Annotated in this window: 17 protein-coding genes; 11 read left to right on the forward strand and 6 right to left on the reverse strand. The window is 59.9% G+C overall.

The features are described 5' to 3' along the window. The first annotated feature begins 3 nt into the window (after positions 1 to 3). From FHT29_RS10705 to FHT29_RS10745, 9 genes are all read left to right on the forward strand, one after another. The gene (locus FHT29_RS10705; protein WP_037203223.1) at positions 4 to 471 is read left to right on the forward strand and encodes a chemotaxis protein CheW; all 468 of its coding nucleotides are present in this window, start codon (positions 4 to 6) and stop codon (positions 469 to 471) included. Then, positions 468 to 1,376 carry a protein-glutamate O-methyltransferase CheR gene (cheR, locus tag FHT29_RS10710; RefSeq protein ID WP_037203224.1) on the forward strand — a complete coding sequence of 303 codons (909 nt, stop codon included), beginning with the start codon at positions 468 to 470 and terminating at the stop codon, positions 1,374 to 1,376. The genes FHT29_RS10705 and cheR overlap by 4 nt, the downstream gene beginning before the upstream one ends. Further along, the gene (gene cheB / locus FHT29_RS10715; RefSeq protein WP_047556004.1) at positions 1,373 to 2,416 is read left to right on the forward strand and encodes a protein-glutamate O-methylesterase CheB; all 1,044 of its coding nucleotides are present in this window, start codon (positions 1,373 to 1,375) and stop codon (positions 2,414 to 2,416) included. The genes cheR and cheB overlap by 4 nt, the downstream gene beginning before the upstream one ends. Next, positions 2,416 to 2,805: a response regulator gene (locus tag FHT29_RS10720; protein ID WP_037203226.1), complete on the forward strand. Its 390-nt coding sequence runs from the start codon at positions 2,416 to 2,418 to the stop codon at positions 2,803 to 2,805. Before cheB ends, FHT29_RS10720 begins: the two co-directional genes overlap by 1 nt. After that, on the forward strand, positions 2,802 to 3,356 hold the full coding sequence (gene cheD, locus FHT29_RS10725) for a chemoreceptor glutamine deamidase CheD (protein ID WP_037203228.1): 555 nt from the start codon (positions 2,802 to 2,804) through the stop codon (positions 3,354 to 3,356). Before FHT29_RS10720 ends, cheD begins: the two co-directional genes overlap by 4 nt. Positions 3,357 to 3,372: 16 nt before the next feature. Further along, on the forward strand, positions 3,373 to 3,762 hold the full coding sequence (locus tag FHT29_RS10730; RefSeq protein ID WP_037203230.1) for a hypothetical protein: 390 nt from the start codon (positions 3,373 to 3,375) through the stop codon (positions 3,760 to 3,762). A gap of 167 nt (positions 3,763 to 3,929) precedes the next feature. Further along, positions 3,930 to 5,609, forward strand: a complete 1,680-nt coding sequence (fliF, locus tag FHT29_RS10735; protein WP_037203232.1) for a flagellar basal-body MS-ring/collar protein FliF — start codon at positions 3,930 to 3,932, stop codon at positions 5,607 to 5,609. Positions 5,610 to 6,135: 526 nt separating this feature from the next. Further along, the gene (locus FHT29_RS10740; RefSeq protein WP_037203234.1) at positions 6,136 to 6,873 is read left to right on the forward strand and encodes a helix-turn-helix transcriptional regulator; all 738 of its coding nucleotides are present in this window, start codon (positions 6,136 to 6,138) and stop codon (positions 6,871 to 6,873) included. Between the two features lie 11 nt (positions 6,874 to 6,884). Beyond that, complete coding sequence (locus tag FHT29_RS10745; protein WP_037203235.1) at positions 6,885 to 7,631, forward strand: helix-turn-helix transcriptional regulator; 747 nt, start codon at positions 6,885 to 6,887, stop codon at positions 7,629 to 7,631. A 65-nt stretch (positions 7,632 to 7,696) separates the two neighbouring features. Here the strand turns inward: FHT29_RS10745 and FHT29_RS10750 are convergent, their stop codons facing one another. From FHT29_RS10750 to motA, 6 genes are all read right to left on the reverse strand, one after another. Further along, positions 7,697 to 8,137 carry a hypothetical protein gene (locus FHT29_RS10750; protein WP_047555998.1) on the reverse strand — a complete coding sequence of 147 codons (441 nt, stop codon included), beginning with the start codon at positions 8,135 to 8,137 and terminating at the stop codon, positions 7,697 to 7,699. Positions 8,138 to 8,142: 5 nt separating this feature from the next. Beyond that, entirely contained in the window at positions 8,143 to 9,222 is a 1,080-nt protein-coding gene (gene flhB, locus FHT29_RS10755; RefSeq protein WP_037203238.1) for a flagellar biosynthesis protein FlhB, read from the reverse strand. Between the two features lie 94 nt (positions 9,223 to 9,316). Next, entirely contained in the window at positions 9,317 to 10,360 is a 1,044-nt protein-coding gene (gene fliG, locus FHT29_RS10760; protein ID WP_037203338.1) for a flagellar motor switch protein FliG, read from the reverse strand. Positions 10,361 to 10,409: 49 nt separating this feature from the next. Beyond that, on the reverse strand, positions 10,410 to 10,940 hold the full coding sequence (gene fliN, locus FHT29_RS10765; protein ID WP_037203239.1) for a flagellar motor switch protein FliN: 531 nt from the start codon (positions 10,938 to 10,940) through the stop codon (positions 10,410 to 10,412). Between the two features lie 63 nt (positions 10,941 to 11,003). Beyond that, the gene (locus tag FHT29_RS10770; protein ID WP_167669587.1) at positions 11,004 to 11,954 is read right to left on the reverse strand and encodes a FliM/FliN family flagellar motor switch protein; all 951 of its coding nucleotides are present in this window, start codon (positions 11,952 to 11,954) and stop codon (positions 11,004 to 11,006) included. Further along, the gene (motA, locus tag FHT29_RS10775; protein ID WP_037203242.1) at positions 11,954 to 12,826 is read right to left on the reverse strand and encodes a flagellar motor stator protein MotA; all 873 of its coding nucleotides are present in this window, start codon (positions 12,824 to 12,826) and stop codon (positions 11,954 to 11,956) included. Before motA ends, FHT29_RS10770 begins: the two co-directional genes overlap by 1 nt. A 223-nt stretch (positions 12,827 to 13,049) precedes the next feature. Here motA and flgF point away from each other — a divergent pair, with 223 nt between their 5' ends. Then, entirely contained in the window at positions 13,050 to 13,784 is a 735-nt protein-coding gene (gene flgF / locus FHT29_RS10780; protein WP_037203244.1) for a flagellar basal-body rod protein FlgF, read from the forward strand. Positions 13,785 to 13,796: 12 nt separating this feature from the next. Continuing rightward, positions 13,797 to 15,185 (forward strand): flagellar protein export ATPase FliI, encoded by a 1,389-nt coding sequence (gene fliI / locus FHT29_RS10785; protein ID WP_168599661.1) that lies wholly within the window; start codon positions 13,797 to 13,799, stop codon positions 15,183 to 15,185. Positions 15,186 to 15,195 lie beyond the last annotated feature (10 nt).

A 15,195-nucleotide genomic window follows, 5' to 3' on the forward strand; every position in this document is an offset into this window, starting at 1 on the left:
TCTATGTCCTATGCCGTCAAGAACCTGACCCAGGAAGACCGCGAGCTGATCGCCTTCCGGATCGGCGACCAGGAATTTTGCATCGACATCATGTCGGTTCGCGAAATTCGCGGCTGGACACCGGCTACAGCGATGCCGCATGCACCTGCCTACATGCTTGGCGTCATCAACCTGCGTGGCGCGGTGCTGCCGATCGTCGATCTCTCGGCCCGGCTCGGCATGAAGCGTGCGGAACTGACTGCGCGGCATGTCATCATCGTGGCGCAGGTCAAGCGAAAGGTCGTCGGCCTTCTGGTCGACGCCGTGTCCGACATACTGACGATCACGACCGACAATATCCAACCGACACCGGAAGTCTCCTCGGACCATGAGCGGCAGTTCGCGCGCGGCATCGTCGCAATCGAGCGCCGCATGATCTGCCTGATCGAACTGGAAGCCCTGTTTCCTGAAAACGAAAGCGAAGCTGCATGAGCGTGATGGGAGCAATAGATCTCAAGGCATCGCCAGACGAGGTCCTGGCCAGCGGCGAATATCCGCTGACCCGGCGCGATCTCGCCGAGATCGCCGCCATGATCTATGCGGATGCGGGCATTTCCCTCAACGAAAGCAAGGCGTCGCTGGTCTATTCACGGCTGTCGAAGCATATTCGTGCGCTGGGCCTGCGGGGCTTCAGAGACTATTGCCTGCTGGTTTCCTCTCCGGCGGGAAGCGCTGCACGGCGCGAGATGCTGTCGCATCTGACGACCAATTTTACCCGTTTCTTCCGGGAAAATCATCATTTCGATCATCTTCGCGATGAGGTTCTGCCTGGTCTCCTCGCCCGCGCCAAGGCCGGAGGCCGTGTGCGGATCTGGTCGGCTGCCTGTTCCGACGGGCAGGAGCCCTATTCGATAGCATTGACGGTTCTGGCGCTCATGCCGAATGCCGCGGACTTCGATTTCAAGATTCTGGCGACGGATATCGACCCCAAGATCCTCAGTCTGGCCCGCGCAGGCGCCTATGACGAAGCAGCCCTCGAGACGATCTCGCCTGCCATGCGCAAGCAATGGTTCCAGGATGTTGATGTTCAGGGGCGACGCAAGTTCCAGATCGACGATCGCGTCAAGCGGCTGATCACCTACAATGAGCTGAACCTGATGGCGCAGTGGCCCCTCAAGGGTGCCTTCGACGTCATCTTCTGCCGCAACGTCGTCATCTATTTCGACGAACCGACACAGGTGAAGATCTGGTCGCGCTTTGCGGGACAGCTGCAGGAGGGCGGCCACCTCTATATCGGCCATTCCGAGCGGGTTGCCGGCGAGGCGAAACATCTCTTCGACAATGTCGGCATTACGACCTACCGCTATCTCGGTAAAAACGCGGGGAGAAAGTCATGAGCGCCGCTGCCCGTGTTCTCGTGGTCGACGATTCCCCGACCATGCGTGGCCTGATCACCGCTGTACTGCGCTCCGATCCGGAGGTCGACGTCATCGGTCAGGCCGGCGATGCTCTTGAAGCACGCGCTGCGATCAAGGCGCTCAATCCGGATGTCGTCACGCTCGATATCGAGATGCCGAACATGAACGGCCTCGATTTTCTGGAAAAGATCATGACGCTACGGCCCATGCCGGTCATCATGGTATCCACAATGACACATCGCGGGGCGGATGCGACGCTCGCCGCGCTGGAAATCGGTGCGTTCGATTGTGTCGGAAAGCCCTCCCCAGGCGAGCCGCACCCCTTCGGCGACCTGGCGGAGAAGGTCAAGGCCGCCGCCCGCTCGCAGCGGCAATATGTCAAGCCCGTCGCCAGCCGTACGCCGCCGCCGGCCGTTGCCGATTTCCGCGTCGGCCGCAAGATCGTCGCCATCGGCTCGTCCACCGGCGGCGTCGAGGCATTGATCAACGTGCTGCAGAAATTTCCGGCCAACTGCCCGCCGACCGTCATCACCCAGCATATGCCTCCGAGCTTCACGCGCAGCTTTGCCGAGCGACTGAACCGCCTCTGTGCGCCTGTCGTGGAGGAGGCGACCGACGGCGCACGGCTTGAAATAGGCAAGATCTATCTGGCGCCCGGCGGCGAAAGGCACCTGCGGGTCGCCAACGCTTCGGCACCCCATTGCCGTCTGGCAGACGGTGGGCCGGTGAATGGCCATCGCCCTTCCGTCGACGTGCTCTTTGATTCGGTCGCCGAACTGGCGGGCCGCAATGCCGTCGGCGTGATACTGACCGGCATGGGGCGCGACGGCGCCTCCGGTCTCCTCAAGATGCGTCATGCCGGCGCGCGCACCATCGGCCAGAATGAAAAGACCTGCGTGGTCTACGGGATGCCGAGGGTCGCCTACGAGCTTGGTGCCGTCGAACAACAGTTTCCGCTGAACGCCATTGGCGAGGAAATTTTGAAAATAACAGCCGCCCGAAAGGAAGGGAGCGAATAATGTCTCTAGCGGAGAAAATCAAAGTTCTGATCGTCGACGATCAGGTCACCAGCCGCCTCTTGTTGAGTGACGCGCTGACGCAGCTCGGGTTCAAGCAGATCACGGCTGCCGGTGACGGCGAACAGGGGATGAAGATCATGCAGCAGCAGCCGCATCATCTGGTCATCTCCGATTTCAACATGCCCAAGATGGATGGGCTCGGCCTTCTTCAGGCCGTCCGCAACAATCCGGCGACCAAGAAGGCGGCCTTCATCATCCTGACGGCGCAAGGCGACCGTGCTCTGGTTCAGAAGGCGGCACAACTCGGGGCCAACAACGTTCTGGCCAAGCCTTTCACCATGGAGAAAATGAAAGCGGCCATCGAGGCCGTGTTCGGAGCGCTGAAATGATTGCTGAGGGTGCGGTCCGTCGCATGCACATCATCCAGGGTGAGTACAAGGTTGTCAGCGATCCGGACGTGGTGCTGGCGACCATCCTCGGCTCGTGCGTGGCGGCCTGCCTGCGTGATCCGGTCGCTGGCGTCGGCGGCATGAACCATTTCCTCCTCCCGGGAATGGCGACTTCGCCGATGAGCGGTGGCGATGCGACGCGTTACGGCGTGCACCTGATGGAACTTCTGATCAACGGCCTCCTGAAAAAGGGCGCGCGGCGTGATCGGCTGGAGGCTAAGGTCTTCGGCGGCGCCAAGACGATCGCGACCTTTTCCAATGTCGGTGAGCAGAATGCGGCTTTCGCCATGCAGTTTCTGAAAGACGAAGGTATCCCGGTTGTCGGCTCCAGCACGGGCGGCGAGCATGGGCGCAAGATCGAATATTGGCCGATCTCCGGACGTGCCAGGCAATATCCGCTAACCGGCGCAGAGACGCAGAAGACCGTGGCGCTCGAGCAGCGTCCGGTTGTTGCACCCAAGCCGGTCGACAACACGATCGAGTTTTTCTGATCAGCGAGGCTACTGCATGACCCCCTTCCAGCGTGCCGAAACGTCCACCATCGAGGAAACGCTTCCGGCCATCCTTCTGCGCATTGTTTCCGAATTGCATGACGTCGCCTATCTGATCGAACGCATCGAACCGCAACTGCTCGACATCAGTGGTATCAACGTGCTCGAATCGCCCGACACGATGAAGGTCATCCAGGGTATCGATCTCGCTGTCCAGAAGACGCGCGGCATCGCTGAATTCATCGACACGATTGCCGGCGCCATGCCGGAGGGCTGGACGGTCGATCTTGCGACGGCCTTGAGCCTGGTCAAGCTGACGGAAATGCAAAAGGCGCTCGGCGGGGGCAGTTTCCATGCGCACTCCCAACCCATGGCGAAGGCCGCCGGCGATTTCGATTTCTTCTGATCGAAGCCGGCCACGGTGAATGCTGTTTTTCTTTTGTAATTTTCTCTAATTTACACCGGGTTTTTTCCTGTTTTTCGGCCCGACGAAACGTTCGCACAAGTTTCGATTTCTATTTTCGCTGCACGGCACAAAGCCATCAGGTCTTTGACGAATCGTGCGAGAACAGAATGAATCTGTTAAATCAATTAGTTCCCTTGTTCCGGAATCTCCAGAATCTCGGGAGAACACGCCTGCTGATCATGGGCGGCGTGGGCGCAGCTTCCATTGTGCTGGTCCTTCTTGCCGCCCTTTACGTCAATAAGCCCACCCAGGAGACGCTTTATGTCGGCCTGGATGCCACTGATCTCAATCAGATCAGCATCGCGCTTGCCGAAGCAAAGATCAACTTTCAGGTCGGTACGGATGGTACCAGCCTGACTGTGCCGACCGGCATGACCGGCAAAGCCCGCGCTCTTCTCGCCGAGCGTGGTCTGCCGAATAGCGGCAATGCCGGCTATGAGCTGTTCGACAATGTCGGTTCGCTCGGCCTGACCTCATTCATGCAGGAAGTCACCCGCGTTCGTGCGCTCGAAGGAGAAATCAGCCGCACGATCACCTCCATCGCCGGCATCAGCGCGGCGCGCGTGCACATTGTCATGCAGGATGTCGGCAACTTCCGAAAGGCGGATCAGAAGCCGACTGCCTCGGTCATGATCCGCGCCAGTGCGGAAGCGGCGCGCAAGTCGGCGCCGGCTATCCGGCATCTCGTCGCGTCCGCCGTTCCGGGTCTTGAGGTCGATGACGTCACGATTCTCGATTCGACCGGCCAGTTGCTTGCCTCCGGCGACGATCCCAGCAACGGTGCGCTCAGCCGCAATCTCGGCATCGTGCAGAATGTGCAGGGCGAAGTTGAGTCGAATATCGACAAGGCGCTCGCACCCTTCCTCGGCATGGACAACTTCCGCTCCAGCGTAACGGCGCAGCTCAATACCGACAGCCAGCAGGTGCAGGAAACCACCTTCGATCCGGAATCGAAGGTCGAGCGCTCCGTCCGCACGGTGAAGGAAGCGCAGAAGTCGCAGCAGAGCCAGCCCGACAGCGCGGCAACCGTCCAGCAGAATATTCCGCAGGCGGCCCCGCAATCCGGCGGCAACACGCCGACCTCGAACGATCAGTCCGACAAGCGCGAAGAACAGACCAACTACGAAATCAACAGCAAGACGACGGCGACGACACGCAACAGCTACAAGATCGAGAAGCTGTCCGTCGCCGTGGTCGTCAACAGGGGCCGCGTCGCGCAGATGGTCGGCCAGGGCGCGGATCAGGCGAAAATCGACGCCTATATCGCCGAGATGCAGAAGATCGTGGCGACTGCGGCCGGCGTCGATCCGAGCCGTGGCGACATCGTCACCGTCAATGCGATGGACTTCCTCGACAATCAGTTGCTCGACGACAATTCCTCCAGCTTCAGCGTCACGGATATGCTGGGCCGTAACATGGCCGGCATCATCAACTCGCTCGCCTTCGTCGCGGTTGCCTTCCTGATCGTCTGGGTCGGCTTCCGCCCACTGATCCGCTCGCTCGGCGCTGGCGCGGGCAGCGGCACGGCTCTGCCGGAAGCAGCGGGCCTGGAACTACCGGACTTCGCTCCCGCGGTCGAGGGACCCGGCGCCGCCCTGATGGACGGCTTCGGCTCGGATTTCGGCTTCGACAGCACCGACGATTTGCTGACGATGGGCGACGATGGCGGCACCTTCAACCGCCGCGTCAAGGAAGGGCCTGAACGCCGCCTCTCGCGGATGGTGGAGATCAGCGAGGAACGAGCCGCGAAGATCCTCAGAAAATGGGCCGTCGACCAGGCAGCCTGACGAAAGGACCGGGAGAGATCCCGGTCCTTTCTCATTTGAGGGTACTTGAAATGCCGCTCTTCCCTTGCCCTTGCCGTCCCGGGGCCTCTCTGATTCAACTGGGTAATTTGACGTGTGCGTAAGATGGAATTTCACTGGAAATGCCGTTGCTGGGTAGAAAGAATCGACTTACAACTGATATGCCTTTCCGCAATGGTTGTTTAAGCAGCGCGATTCGGCCCTCGATTTCCGTGTTTCGCAGGTTCGAAGAGTTTGCAGAGTCCGGGAACGCGGAAAAATCAATTCATGGTTCGATGGTTGTGTATGCGGCGATTGATGCCAATGCGATTGCCGACATGGAATTCAGTAGTGAGTGCGCTCATCTGCCCCGCCCGCGCCGGGATGTATTTTAGTCGCGGAAGAGAATGAATCGGCGCGAATGCCTTGCCGAGAACCGAAAGCGGCTTTCTTGGCAATGCGCTGGGCGCTGACGGAACAATGCTCTCGTTTGACGGCCGATCGTCCAGCAGCGGCAGGAAATGCAAGAATGGATATGCAGATATCGCAGGCGAGCAAGGGCGACAGGGATGCGCGATCAGCGGCATCCATCGGCGCCATGTCGCGCGAGCAGCTCATTCTGCAGCTGAGCGCCATTGCCGGCCCATCCTATCTGCAGGCCGGCCTGCGCGCGCTGGCGAGCTATGCCGGCGCCTCTCATTATCTTCTGGCGCGGTGCGATCTCATACAGGAGAACGGTCTCGATTTCGTCGTGGCCTGCGATTGGCCTTTCGATCTTGTCAGGCGCCTTGCACCGGAGTTGACGAGCGGCTATGGCCGCACCGGCGAGTTGGAAAAATGCATGGCGCTGTTCCAGCCGAGTGCGGCTGTCTTGCCCGACGATGTCGAGCTGCCGGAAGGCGTCGGTCGCCAATATTATGCTATGACTTTCAACGTCGGCCGAACGCGCTTCTCCTTGCTGCTGTTGACCCGCGACTCCGTGCCGTTCTTGCTCGAACGGCTCCGCGATGTCGGTCTATTGTCGGGTTATCTCGCCAGCTTCACGCGTTGCGTCGAAGTCAGGTCGGAGCGCGATTTCGATCTGACTGAACGTGAGCTGGAATGTCTGTTCTGGATCGCCGAGGGAAAGACGAGCGACGAGATTGCCATGATCCTTGGAATATCGCGCAATACCATCAACAATTACATCACCAGTGTCATGCGTAAGACCGCGACCAAGACCAGATCGGAGGCAATTGCCTTCGCCGTCCGAAACAATCTCGTTTGAAGGCATAGTGAATGCGATATCAGCCAGACAGGACGACGGGTACGCCGGCAGAAACACGGCTTACCCGCTCGGGCAGGATTTCTGGCCGCTCCGATCTTTTTCCGAAGCTCGTCTCGATGCTGAAGTTGATCGATGCGCAGCATTTTGCGGTTTATCGTCTCCACGGCTCCGGCCTGCCGCACAAGCAGCGCCTGGTATGCGAGCTCGACAATTGGGGCTCAGCGAACTCCGTCGTCGGCAAGGCTTTCGTCGACGCCTATAGCGATGCGCTGATCGAGCATATCGAGAAATCGATGCTTCCTCTCATGTGGAACGGCCGCGATAGCGACAGCACCGCCGAGACGCTGGACTTCGCCTCGTTCACGCAGCGCCTGAAACCGCATCTCGTGCCATTTGCCGGCGTTGCCTTTCCCGTACGGCTGGGTAGCGTGGGGAACGGCTATGTCGTCTTCACTGCGAAATTCATGGATCTGGCGAGCGACATGATCGTGGAGCTGCACGGCCGCTGCTGCCAGCTCATGATGGAGCTCCTGTCGCTTGATGAACGCCGCTCGCAGGCCGCCGAAGCACTCAGCGAGCGTGAGATCGTCTGTCTGCAGCTCGCCGGCGACGGCCGCATCAGCGAGGAAATTGCCGAGAAGCTCGGATTGTCGGTACACACCGTCAACGCCTATCTCGGCTCGGCCACGATAAAGCTTGACAGCGTGAACCGCATCCAGGCGATCGCGAAGGCGATCCGCTTCGGTTATATAAGCTGATAGGCTGAGCCGCCGCGCCGCGGCGGATAGCCCTTATCACATAAATTGCAAGATTTGGAAGCAGCTCAGCTCGCGCGAGCAATCTCGCCATGGATTACGTAGCGGGCATCCATGAGACTACGTGCGAGCAGCGCCGTATTCTCGTCCGGATCGGTCGACGCCCTGTCAAAGGCGATGTGATTGATCTCGATGCCGGCATGATGCTCGGCCAGCGCCAGTTTCGCATAGATGGTGACGCCGTGCGGCTTGATTTCGAGGTCGATCGTGACCTCCGCCGGGCCGCCCCAATCGAGCTTGTAATCGCCGCCAAGTCCGAAATTGACTGTGCCGGGGAGGAAATAGAGCTCGGCCGCCGAGGCAACGAGGTCAGCAATATTACCATATCGTTCGAAACGCAGCAGCGATATCAGGTCGGCGGCGTCGAGGAGGCGCAGCTCGCTCGCGACCGGGCTGATGGCTTCGGCAAGTATTTGTTCACGTTGGGCAGAGTAGGGGCATTTTTTCATTTGGTTTATCGTACCCGTTTTCTATTCGTCTGCGCGGCGTAGATCCTATGGATGAGCTCGGCGACAGCTTTGTAAAATACTGACGGGATGACGCTATCAACCGAGACTTGCGCAAACATGGAGCGTGCGAGGGGCACGTCTTCGAAAACGGGAATATTGTTGGCCTCTGCTATCTCTCTGATTTTCAAGGCGATAAGGTCCTGCCCCTTCGCGACGACGACGGGCGCGTCATTCTCTTCGCGCACATAGCGCAGCGCCACGGCAAAGTGCGTCGGGTTGGCGATGACGAGGGTCGCGCGCGGCACTTGCTTCATCATGCGGCGCCGGGCGCGGTCTCGCGCGATCGAGCGCTGGCGCGATTTGACGATCGGGTCGCCCTGGGATTGCTTGTGCTCGTCCTTGATCTCCTGCTTGGTCATTTTCAGCTGATCGAACCAGTGATATCGGCTCCACAACACGTCGGCGATACCGACGACCGCCGTCGCCATGAGCACGATGACCAGAATCCGCTGAACGATCGTCGACAGGCGCACGAAGATTGTCTGCGGGTCGGAAGACATGGAGTCCATCGCGTGGAAGAACTGGCTTCGCAGCACGAAAAACATGATGATGCCGACCACCACGATCTTGGCGAGAGATTTTCCGAATTCCACCAGGCCGGATGTGCTGAAGATCCGCTTCCATCCGGAGACGGGCGATATTCGGGAAAATTGCGGCTGGATGCGGTCGAGAACCGGCGTCGGCAGATTCTGGAACATCGAGGAGCCGATGCCGAAGGCGAAGAACAACACGACGGCCGGCAGCACCAGATTGCCGACTTCCCAGCCCAGGCGGGTAAACAGCAACATGGCGTCGGGGCCTGTTTCAAGTTGCCATTGATCCGGCTTTTCGAAGAGGTCGCGCAGGACTTCGCCCATGCGGCCCATGCGCTCCGGCAGGAAGAAGGTGACGTAGATGATGGTCGCGAGCATGGAAGCAAAGATGGTTGCGTCCCTGGAGTGGGGAACGTTGCCCTTCTCCACCGTGTCGCGGAGTTTTTTCTCCGTCGGCTTTTCTGTTTTACTGTCCTTGTCTTCGTCAGCCAAAACAGCCGTCCTTCATGAAACGGAAAGAGGCCGCGCATCACACGCGGCCCTGAGCTTGAACATACTAAGACGAATTAGGTGAGTCGTGCGGAGATTACGCTGCTTCTTCCACAGGCGTATTTTCCTTGGACTTGAGCTCGATCTGGCCGGAATTGGCGAGCCGGATGGCCTCCTGCGCGATAGCGCGTCTCGCGATGGCGATTTCGCGTGGGTTGATGCCGGTATTGCCCATCTGCAGATCGGATTCGATCATGCGCCGTTGGCGCGGGCTGATCGAGGAAAGCACGATCTCGCGGATTTCGTTGTTCGAACCCCGGAGCGCCATGGTGAGAATGTCTGCGGCGATGTCGTTGAGCAGCAACACGCGGCTCGGCTGCGGCATGCGGATGAGATCGTCGAACAGGAAGATCTTCGGACGGACCTTCTCGACCGATTCCTTGTTGATCGATTCCAGCGAGTTGAGCAGGGTATCGACCACCGGCTTGTCGAGTTCGTTCATCAGATCCGCGACCTTGGTCGAGCCGGAAGCGTTGCGTTCGGCATCGATCTCCGCCATCAGCCCGAGAACGCGGTTCTCGATGATCTGCGCCGCCTTCGGACTGACTTCCTTCAAGTTGACAGTACGGTTCATGATGTCTGGGCGCTGCGCTTCCGGAAGCTGCAGCAATACCTTCGCGCCGAAGGCCGACGGCATCATCGACAGCACATAGGCGACGGTTTGCGGATGCTCGCGCAGGAGGAACTTCGCGACGAAAACCGGATCGGCCTCGCCGAGACGGTCCCATATCGAGGTTTCGTAAGCCTGGAAGGCGGTACGCCTGCCGAGCAGGCTGTCCACCTCGTCCGGCGTCAGGCCTTCCTCGAGAATGCTCTCGATGGCCTTGGCGTTGTCCATCAGGCCGGCGCCCTCCGTGAAGAGGTCCTCGAATTCCGCCACGAGTAGCGCCAATTCATCCGGTGGAATGAGCCTCAGCGATTGCGCCGAGGCGATGATGAGCTGCAGTTCATTCTGGGTAAAATACTTGAGCAGCCGTCCCGCCACCTGCTTTCCCATGGCAAGAAGGACGGCCGCCGCTTTTTCAGTCTGAGATAACGGTTTCTCGGCAAGCGCGCCGCTGAAATCGTCAAAGTCCATCATGGTCTTCGTCTCCATCCCGCACGGGGAGTGGGCTCATCCTGAGCCGGGTTCAGCTTTTTTTCGTATTGTATATTTCAATGAGCTTGATACCGAACCTGGTGTCGTCATGTTCCAGAACGGTAATTTCGCCCCGGCCGATCTTGCGGCCGTTTACGGTAATTTCGACCGGCTCGCCGATCTTCTTGTCGAGTGCGATAATGGCACCTTCGGTCAGGTTCATCAGGCCGGAGACCTGCATCCGGCAATTACCGAGAACGATCTGGACGTCGATCGGGATATCCATGATCAGGTCGAGATTGGCGGCAAGAGCGCTACCCGGCGGGACAGGCTCGGAGGATGGGCTACCGAAGTCGCTGTCGCCGAAGGCCGAGCCGGAGTTGTCGTCGCCAAAATCGCCGAATGTCGAAAGGCCGGTGCTTGGTTCCGCGCCGAATGCATCGGCATCGAGATCCGGCATGCCGCCTTCATTGCCCTTTTTCAGGACGCCGCGCAGGCCATCGATGGCCTCGTCCAACGCGGCGTCGCTGCTTGAAACTTCGAGCGATTCCTCGCTGCTTTGCTGTATCGTCTTCGTAGCCATGAAATCACTATTCCAGTTGAAACTTGCCTCAAGCTGCCGTGGGTGGCGGGCACCGCCAGCCGGTCAATTCATCAGGTGCCGAAGAAGCTCGTCATCGGAATTCACATTGTCCTTGACGCGCACCGTATAGTTTTCGCCAGAGCGTCCGAATTCACAGATGTAGAGATCCTTGCTGTTGGCGCTGACCTCGACCCGCACGTCGCCCGCATCCATGAATGGAATGACGTCGCCGACGGCGAGCCTGGAAATCGTATCGAGCGTCAGGGATTGCAGCCGGATGCGCGCATCCAGCGTCACCTGCGAGCGACGCACCTGCTCGCCGAGCTGTTCCGACCATGTCTCGGAGGCTGCCGTCGTGTTCTTCGGCCGCGGTGCACTGACGACGGTCCGCAACAGTTCGCGCTGGGGCACGATGATGACGACCTGGGAAAGCGACTTGCCGAGCGAAACCGTCATCGTGATCGCCGCGGCGAATTCATCCTTTTCGCCGCTGACCGGTGCCGGACGATCTTCGACATTGTGGGGCGGGTCCAGATAGGGCTCGAAGCCGCCGGTCGCATTGACGGCCGAACGCAACACATTGGCGATCTTGTCGAACACCATGACGGAAAGATCGAGTTCGATCACCGAAAGCGGCCGGGGAACGGCGGCTTCCATGTCCTCCAGACGAGCTCCCAGCATATGTTCCATGAGCGTCATGATAAAGCCGGCGCCGCAGCCGAGCACGAATTTCGGCGCCCAGTTGCGCAGCGAACCGTTTACCAGGGCGTAGCTGCCGCCAAGTCCGGCAACCAGATCGTTCATGAGACCCGGCTGACAGCTGGCATAGGCGATCCCTATGTCGAGACCGGTTTCGCTCTTGATCATATCGGGCAGAAATTCAGCATAGACCTGTCCGAACGCCGTGCCGAGCTTTGTAAGCGCCGCCTCATCGCCAAGGCTGCCCGTGAGCTTGGCGTAGAGGATTCGATCCATCGTCTGCATCTTGTGTGCGGATTGCTGGCTCATGGTCATCAGGCCGCCTTGCTCTCACCGCCGGGGTTCATCATTTCCTGCTCGACGGCGTCGATGGACGGACGCTCGTAGGAGGAGATGGTCTTGCGACCATATTCAAGCGCCACCTGCGGTACGGAGCCGTTCATATAGGCCAGCAGCGTCTGCTTCACGATGACGTAGAGACGATGCTGCTTGTTGCGCACGACCTTGATCTGCGAGACCAGCGGCGCGCAGACAGAGTAGGACAGGATGATACCGAGGAAGGTGCCGACCAGCGCCGAGCCGATGAGATGGCCGAGCACTTCGGGTGATTCGTTGATGTGGCTCATAGCCTTGATGACGCCGAGAACGGCGGCGACGATACCGATGGCGGGGAAGGAATCGCCCATGATCGTGATCGAATGATAGGGCTTCATCTTATCGTGCTGCATGGTGTCGAGTTCTTCATCCATCAGCGCCTCGATCTCGTGGGAGCGGGCGTTGCCTATGATGATGAGACGAACATAATCGCAGATGAAGGCCGTCAGATCCTTGTTCTTCAGCACGGTCGGCGCCGCCTTGAAGATCACCGATTCATCGGGGTTGTCGATATGGGCTTCGATTTCGTTGCGCGACTTGGTGCGCAGGTCCCGCATCAGGGCGTAGAGCACGCCGAGCGTGTCGAGATAGTCGCGCTCCTTCGGAACTGCATGCCGGAACGCTTCCAGCAGTGCCTTGCCCGAGTCCTTCACGACCTTCATTGGATTGGCCATGATGAAGCCGCCGAGACCGGCGCCTGCGATAATGACAAATTCGAAGGGCTGGAATAGCGCGCCTACGTCTCCGCCCATGGCCATGAAGCTGCCTATGATGCAGCCGCAGGTCACTACAAATCCGATAATAATGTTCATCGTCGGTCCACACCTGAACGTTGCTTCATACGATGAACTAGGAGACCTGCCTTGCGTGAGGCTGTTCGTCGTGTTGCGCGGCCGCCTTTTGCCTTGTCAGCTTCGCACAAGCCAGTGCAGGCAGAGTAACGTGCAAGGGCATCCATGCCCCGCTAACGAAATGTAGGAGCGCCGTTCGGCGTTTCCTTTCCCGTTATTCTCCAATGTCCGGAGGGCGTTGAAAATGCAGTCTGGTATCTATGTGGCGCTGTCGTCCCAGATGGCGCTTGAGCGGCGTCTGACCACGATCGCCGACAACTTGGCAAACGTGAATACGACGGGCTTCCGGGGCACCGAGGTCAAGTTCGATCAAGTCCTCAGCAATACCCAAAACAAGCTGAACGCCAAAGTCGCCTTCGTGTCGCAAGGCAACGACTATCTCTCGACCGACAATGGCGAATTGCAGAACACCGGCAATCTATTCGACTTCGCCGTCAAGGGCGACGCCTGGTTCGGCCTCAACACACCGGCGGGTCTGGTGTTGACGCGCGACGGCCGTTTCACCATGACCGACAGCGGTGCTCTGGTGTCCGTGCGGGGCTTTCCGGTGGTCGATCCCGGCGGCGGACCAATCCAGCTCGACCCGGCGGGCGGCGCGCCGACCGTTTCGTCGGATGGTACCGTCTCGCAGAACGGCAAGCGCATGGGCCAGATCGGTCTCTATGATGCGGATGTCGGCAAGGGCTTCCTGCGCTACGAGAACAGCGGCATTCTGCCGACGGACACGCCCCAGCCGGTTGTCGACCGCTCGAATGTCGGCGTCGCCCAGGGTTACCTCGAAAACTCCAACGTCAACGGCATGCGGGAAATGACCCAGCTGATCGAGGTCAATCGCGCCTTCGACAGTATCAGCACGCTGACGAGCAGCAGTGAGGGCACGCTCACGGACGCGATCAAGACCCTCGGCGGCAGCCAGTAAAGAGGGCGGATCATGTTCGAGGATCGGTTGCCGGATGGTGCATTGTCGCCGAAGCTTTCGCACATGGCAGTCCTGGCGGGCCAGTATGCTGTGGCGGAAAATGCCGTGGCCCATGGCGGCCACGTGCGGACGATCGCCGCCGGGCATTACACGGTTGCCGGTCTCTCCAGACAGGTGCGTCTCGGCGATTTCGTCGCGCATCGTTCGCAAACGGGCGTCCATCTCGGCGAGGTCGTCCGCGTCGAACCCGAGCTGACCTATGTCTGTCCGATCGAGCCGGGAGAACCGATCGGCATTCAGGATACCATCATCCGCAAGGGCGCCTTCCGCATCGCGCCGAGCGACGGCTGGTGCGGCCGCACGATCAATTCGCTGGGTGAACCGATCGACGGGCTGGGACCGCTGGCGGTGGGGCTGGAATCGCGCGCCATCTCCAACACCGCGCCGCCCTCGATGACGCGCAAGCGCGTCGATACCGGCTTCAAGACGGGCGTGCGTGCCATCGATATCTTTTCGCCGCTGTGCCTCGGCCAGCGCCTCGGCATCTTTGCCGGCTCCGGCGTCGGCAAGTCGACGCTGCTGTCGATGCTGGCCAGAGCCGACGCCTTCGACAAGGTCGTGATCGCACTGGTCGGCGAACGCGGCCGCGAAGTGCGCGAATTCATCGAGGACACGCTCGGCACGGATATGCAGAAATCGGTGGCCGTCGTTGCGACCAGCGATGAGAGCCCGATGCTGCGCAAGATGGCGCCGCTGTCGGCGATGACCATCGCCGAACATTTCCGCGATCAGGGCGATAACGTGCTGTTGATTGTCGACAGCGTCACCCGCTTCGCCCATGCCATTCGCGAGGTTGCGACCGCGTCGGGCGAACCGCCAATCGCGCGCGGATATCCGGCCTCGGTCTTCACCGAACTGCCGCGTCTTCTGGAGCGCGCCGGTCCAGGACCGGAGGGCACCGGCACGATCACCGCCATCATTTCCATCCTCGTCGACGGCGATAACCACAACGATCCGATCGCCGATTCCACCCGCGGTATTCTCGACGGCCATATCGTCCTGCAGCGCAGCCTTGCCGAGGAAGGCCGCTATCCACCGATCGATCCGCTGGCGTCGATCTCGCGTCTGGCGCGCAAGGCCTGGACACCGGATCAGGAAAAATTGGTTTCGCGTCTGAAGGCGCTTGTGCATCGCTATGAAGAAACCCGGGACCTGCGCCTCATCGGCGGGTATCGCCAAGGGGCTGACGCGGATCTCGATATCGCCGTCCGCCAGGTTCCGATCATCTACGAGATACTGAAGCAGACCCCCGGCGAGCGGCCGTCGGCCGACGCTTTTACCGACCTTGCGACCGCTTTGAAGAATGCCTCGGCCGGAATGGTTCCGGCCAAGGGAAGATAGCGGTGGCAAG

This window comes from Rhizobium sp. SG741, assembly GCF_012275435.1.
In the GTDB taxonomy this organism is placed as follows: Bacteria; Pseudomonadota; Alphaproteobacteria; order Rhizobiales; family Rhizobiaceae; genus Rhizobium; species Rhizobium lusitanum.

Excerpts from the sequence above, each read along its gene's own strand:
- cheB (WP_047556004.1), top strand. The coding sequence starts at position 1,373 with ATGAGCGCCGCTGCCCGTGTTCTCGTGGTCGACGATTCCCCGACCATG.
- FHT29_RS10750 (WP_047555998.1), bottom strand. The coding sequence starts at position 8,137 with ATGAAAAAATGCCCCTACTCTGCCCAACGTGAACAAATACTTGCCGAA.
- flgF (WP_037203244.1), top strand. The coding sequence starts at position 13,050 with ATGCAGTCTGGTATCTATGTGGCGCTGTCGTCCCAGATGGCGCTTGAG.
- FHT29_RS10745 (WP_037203235.1), top strand. The coding sequence starts at position 6,885 with ATGCGATATCAGCCAGACAGGACGACGGGTACGCCGGCAGAAACACGG.
- fliN (WP_037203239.1), bottom strand. The coding sequence starts at position 10,940 with ATGGCTACGAAGACGATACAGCAAAGCAGCGAGGAATCGCTCGAAGTT.
- FHT29_RS10730 (WP_037203230.1), top strand. The coding sequence starts at position 3,373 with ATGACCCCCTTCCAGCGTGCCGAAACGTCCACCATCGAGGAAACGCTT.
- FHT29_RS10720 (WP_037203226.1), top strand. The coding sequence starts at position 2,416 with ATGTCTCTAGCGGAGAAAATCAAAGTTCTGATCGTCGACGATCAGGTC.
- fliI (WP_168599661.1), top strand. The coding sequence starts at position 13,797 with ATGTTCGAGGATCGGTTGCCGGATGGTGCATTGTCGCCGAAGCTTTCG.
- cheR (WP_037203224.1), top strand. The coding sequence starts at position 468 with ATGAGCGTGATGGGAGCAATAGATCTCAAGGCATCGCCAGACGAGGTC.
- FHT29_RS10705 (WP_037203223.1), top strand. The coding sequence starts at position 4 with ATGTCCTATGCCGTCAAGAACCTGACCCAGGAAGACCGCGAGCTGATC.
- FHT29_RS10740 (WP_037203234.1), top strand. The coding sequence starts at position 6,136 with ATGGATATGCAGATATCGCAGGCGAGCAAGGGCGACAGGGATGCGCGA.
- FHT29_RS10770 (WP_167669587.1), bottom strand. The coding sequence starts at position 11,954 with ATGACCATGAGCCAGCAATCCGCACACAAGATGCAGACGATGGATCGA.
- fliG (WP_037203338.1), bottom strand. The coding sequence starts at position 10,360 with ATGATGGACTTTGACGATTTCAGCGGCGCGCTTGCCGAGAAACCGTTA.
- cheD (WP_037203228.1), top strand. The coding sequence starts at position 2,802 with ATGATTGCTGAGGGTGCGGTCCGTCGCATGCACATCATCCAGGGTGAG.
- fliF (WP_037203232.1), top strand. The coding sequence starts at position 3,930 with ATGAATCTGTTAAATCAATTAGTTCCCTTGTTCCGGAATCTCCAGAAT.
- motA (WP_037203242.1), bottom strand. The coding sequence starts at position 12,826 with ATGAACATTATTATCGGATTTGTAGTGACCTGCGGCTGCATCATAGGC.